This window comes from Thauera phenylacetica B4P, assembly GCF_000310225.1.
In the GTDB taxonomy this organism is placed as follows: domain Bacteria; phylum Pseudomonadota; class Gammaproteobacteria; order Burkholderiales; family Rhodocyclaceae; genus Thauera; species Thauera phenylacetica.
The window spans coordinates 1-430 of sequence record NZ_AMXF01000614.1; the positions used below are offsets into that span (position 1 = coordinate 1).

The following is a 430-nucleotide window of genomic DNA, read 5'->3' on the forward strand; positions in this document are numbered from 1 at the left end:
CGCCAGGGCCTGGCGGCGGGCCTCAACGGCCTGCTCGGGCGCGCGCACGACGCGCCGCTGGCGCCCCCGGCCGACCCCGATCCGCTGCCCGAACCCCTGGAGGCGGCCGCGCTGGTCGAGGCGCTGGCGAGCGCCAACCCCGAAGTGCAGGTCGCGGCCAACGGCATCGACCTCGCCCGCGCCGAACGCGAACGCACCTACCAGGACCGCCTGCCCGACTTCGCCGTCGGTGTGACCAACAACCGTCCCGACGAAGGCAAGTCGTCCTGGGACGTGATGTTCGAGGTGATGATCCCGCTGCAGCAATCCAGCCGCCGCGCGCGCGAGCGCGAGGCCGAGTACCTGCTGATGGCGGCCGAGGCCCGGCGCGAGGACGCCCGCGCCCGCGCCAGCGGCGAACTCGGCGGCGCCGCGTCGATGTACGCGCGCG

Annotated in this window: 1 pseudogene; it reads left to right on the forward strand. The window is 75.6% G+C overall.

Annotation, left to right across the window (positions count from 1 at the left end):
- Window positions 1-430: pseudogene (locus C667_RS23960) on the forward strand (TolC family protein); the annotation flags it as partial.